At 63.7% G+C, this 3402-nt stretch carries 4 protein-coding genes; 3 read left to right on the top strand and 1 reads right to left on the bottom strand.

Going from position 1 to position 3402, the window contains the following annotated elements; genetic code table 11:
- The first annotated feature begins 218 nt into the window (after nt 1–218).
- The gene (locus EN949_RS33915) at nt 219–857 is read left to right on the top strand and encodes a DNA-3-methyladenine glycosylase I (protein WP_013530355.1); all 639 of its coding nucleotides are present in this window, start codon (nt 219–221) and stop codon (nt 855–857) included.
- A 2-nt stretch (nt 858–859) separates the two neighbouring features.
- Here EN949_RS33915 and EN949_RS33920 read toward each other — a convergent pair whose 3' ends face one another.
- Nucleotides 860–1111: a hypothetical protein gene (locus EN949_RS33920; protein WP_024502332.1), complete on the bottom strand. Its 252-nt coding sequence runs from the start codon at nt 1109–1111 to the stop codon at nt 860–862.
- A gap of 248 nt (nt 1112–1359) precedes the next feature.
- Between EN949_RS33920 and hisS the strand changes: the two genes are divergently transcribed.
- Together hisS and EN949_RS33930 are read left to right on the top strand one after the other, a co-directional pair.
- Nucleotides 1360–2862, top strand: a complete 1503-nt coding sequence (hisS, locus tag EN949_RS33925) for a histidine--tRNA ligase (protein WP_064994660.1) — start codon at nt 1360–1362, stop codon at nt 2860–2862.
- Between the two features lie 60 nt (nt 2863–2922).
- Nucleotides 2923–3402: ATP phosphoribosyltransferase regulatory subunit (locus EN949_RS33930; RefSeq protein ID WP_206534996.1), on the top strand; the 480-nt coding region annotated here is incomplete at its 3' end.

Here is a 3402-nt window from a genome sequence, read left to right on the forward strand (position 1 = left end):
TCATCGTAACGCACCTTGATCGTCTGATACAAACGGGTGGAAACGTCCTCCCGGTTCGGCGATCATTGGCGCGCAAGCAGCAACCGAAACATGAATCGGAATGCGTAAAATGCGGCTTTGTCAGTAAACCTTTCGGTGTGGTTACCGCCGGGTTCAGGAATCTGGTAAAGCCGCAGTAAATGCCGCGCAAAAGCGCGTTAACGAACGGATTTTGGCCTATGGACAAGGAACACACCGGCCTGCTCGCCGGCCCCGACGGTGTCGCGCGCTGCTTCTGGCACGGCAATCTGCCCGACTATCTGCACTATCACGATCATGAATGGGGCCGGCCTGTGGCCGACGACCGCAGGCTGTTCGAAAAGATCTGCCTGGAAGGCTTTCAGTCGGGCCTGTCGTGGCTGACCATACTGCGCAAGCGGGAGAATTTTCGCGAAGCCTTCGCCAATTTCGAATTCGACAAGGTAGCAAGCTTCACCGACAAGGATGTCGAGCGCCTGCTCGGCAATGCCGGCATCATCCGCCATCGCGGCAAGATCGTCTCGACCATCAACAACGCCAGGCGCGCCCGCGAAATGGTGGACGAATTCGGCTCACTGGCCGCCTGGTTCTGGAAGTTCGAACCCGGCAAGGACGAGCGGCCGCAAATCGTCGACCTCGCCCATCTGCGCGCGAACCCGACAACGGCCGTCTCGGTGCGGATCTCGAAGGAGCTGAAGAAGCGCGGCTGGAGCTTTGTCGGCCCGACCACGGTCTACGCTTTCATGCAGGCCATGGGCCTGGTCAACGACCACCTCGAGGGCTGCGCCTGCCGCCAAGAGGTCGAGAAGCAGCGGAAGGCTTTCAGGCGGCCGAAATAGGCTCAGGTGCCGTTGGCGCTGGCCAGCACCAGGCCGGCGACGATCGCCACCACCGTGGCCAGGGTCGGATAGATCACCAGCAGGCCGGTCATCAACGCGTCGCGCATGGATGGTCCCTTGCCGGTGTCGGCGGGTACTTCGAACGGTCCGGCAGCCTGGCTGACCATTTTCGGGACGTTGATGTCGGCCGGGCGCAAGCGTGCGGACAATCCGGCATCGCTGTCGATGGCATGGAATCTTGCTGTGCTGGTCATGGCCGCGAACCCCTCATTTCCCGCGCTTTATCGGCGGCGATTGTGTCGGCACGATGCCGCACGCATGGCGGGATTGTTTCATTTGCGGTCCGGATTGGTTTCAAGGAGGTGCGGCGTCGCCTTCTCTCATCGGCAGCGCCAGAGGTCTGACCCTTGCCGCATCCGACCTCTTCGGTTAGGACACCCGCGTTGCGAAAATCGCAACATTGCCGACCTGCAAGCATCATAAAACGCCGAGCAAACACCCCATGGCCGATAAATCGGAAAAGACGAAAGCGCGACTGCCGCGCGGCTTTGCCGACCGCAGCGCCGAGGACATCCGCGCCGTCGAGAAGATGATGGCGACGATCCGCTCGGTCTATGAGCTTTACGGCTTTGAGCCGGCCGACCAGCCGCTGATCGAATACACCGATGCGCTCGGAAAATTCCTCCCCGACCAGGACCGGCCGAACGAAGGCGTGTTCTCCTTCCAGGATGACGACGACCAGTGGCTGTCGCTGCGCTACGACCTGACCGCGCCGACGGCGCGTTATGTCGCCGAGAATTACGAGCGGCTGCCAAAACCTTACCGCAGCTATCGCTCAGGCTGGGTGTTCCGCAACGAGAAGCCCGGCCCCGGCCGCTTCCGCCAGTTCATGCAGTTCGATGCCGACACGATCGGCACGCCGGGTGTAGCCGCCGACGCCGAAATGGCCATGATGATGGCCGACGTCATGGAAGCGCTGGGCATCAAGCGCGGCGACTACGTCATCCGCGTCAACAACCGCAAGGTGCTGGATGGCGTGCTGGAGGCGATCGGCCTTGGCGGCGAGGAGAATGCCGGCCGCCGGCTGACGGTGTTGCGTGCGATCGACAAGCTCGACAAGCTCGGGCCGGAAGGCGTGAAGCTTTTGCTTGGCCCGGGCCGCTGGGACGGCGGCAAGGAGGGCGAAGGCGACTTCGCCAAGGGCGCCGGGTTGAACAATGGGCAAGCCGAGGCGGTTCTTCTCGCGACTGCGAGGACTATACAGGCCGGCCAGGATTCCATGGTCAGTTCGAACGCGATCTACCAGGAAGGCGTCGGCGAACTCGCCACGATTGAAGCGCTGGTCAGGGCGGCCGGATATGGCGAAGACCGGATTGCCATGGACCGCTCGGTCGTGCGCGGCCTCGAATACTACACCGGCCCTGTCTTCGAAGCCGAGCTTCTGGCCGAAATCCCCAACGAAGACGGCCAGATCGTTCGCTTCGGTTCGGTCGGTGGCGGCGGGCGCTATGATGGCCTCGTCTCGCGCTTCCGTGGCGAGCCGGTGCCGGCGACCGGTTTTTCCATCGGCGTCTCCAGGCTGATGACCGCGCTGAAGAACCTCGGCAAGCTCGATGCCTCGGACGTGATTGCGCCGGTCGTCGTGCTGGTGATGGACAAGGACACCGACAGCCTCGGCCGCTACCAGAAGATGGTGGCGGAGCTGCGCGCCGCCGGCATTCGGTCCGAAATGTATCTCGGCGGCGCCGGCATGAAGGCGCAGCTCAAATATGCCGACCGCCGCGGCTGTCCGGTCGCCATCATCCAGGGCGGCGACGAGCGCGCCAAGGGCGAGCTGCAGATCAAGGATTTGATCGAAGGCGCGCGCATGTCTGCCGAAATATCAGACAACGCCGAATGGCGCGCGGCGCGCCCGGCGCAGGTGACGGTGGCGGAGGGCGAGCTGGTCGTCGAGGTGAGGAAGATATTGGCGGCGCAGGCTGAGGAGAGGGCGCGTGGCAAGTAGAGGCCGCGTTGGCGCCTCTGGTTTGGGACCAGAGGGTCGTGCAGCACTGAGGTCAGCAAGTTGACCTCCCGCACCCCCGCCATCTCCACCGACATCACCAACCTTTTCGCCACGCGCAACACGCATGCCGTCGAAGTCGCCATATTGCAGCCGGCGGACCCGTTCCTCGACATGGCCGGCGAGGATCTGCGCCGCCGGATTTTCCTGACCGAAAGCGAGACCGGCCAGACATTGTGCCTGCGGCCGGAATTCACCATCCCGGTCTGTCTCGACCACATCAGCTCGCAGGCCGGCACGCCGCGCCGTTATTCCTATCTGGGCGAGGTGTTTCGCCAGCGCCGCGAAGGCGGCAACGAGTTCTTCCAGGCCGGCATCGAGGATCTCGGCGACCGCGATACCGCGCAAGCGGATGCCCGCTCGGTGGCCGACGCGCATGCGCTGCTGTCGCTGGTGCTGCCTGGCCAGGCATTGGCGATCACGCTTGGCGACCAGACCATTTTCGAGGCGGTGCTGGCCGCCCTTGGCCTGCCGCGCGGCTGG

Source organism: Mesorhizobium sp. M7A.F.Ca.US.007.01.2.1, assembly GCF_003998165.1.
Lineage (GTDB): Bacteria > Pseudomonadota > Alphaproteobacteria > Rhizobiales > Rhizobiaceae > Mesorhizobium > Mesorhizobium ciceri.

Coding starts and splice junctions, on each gene's coding strand:
- EN949_RS33915 (WP_013530355.1), top strand. CDS start 219: ATGGACAAGGAACACACCGGCCTGCTCGCCGGCCCCGACGGTGTCGCG.
- EN949_RS33920 (WP_024502332.1), bottom strand. CDS start 1,111: ATGACCAGCACAGCAAGATTCCATGCCATCGACAGCGATGCCGGATTG.
- hisS (WP_064994660.1), top strand. CDS start 1,360: ATGGCCGATAAATCGGAAAAGACGAAAGCGCGACTGCCGCGCGGCTTT.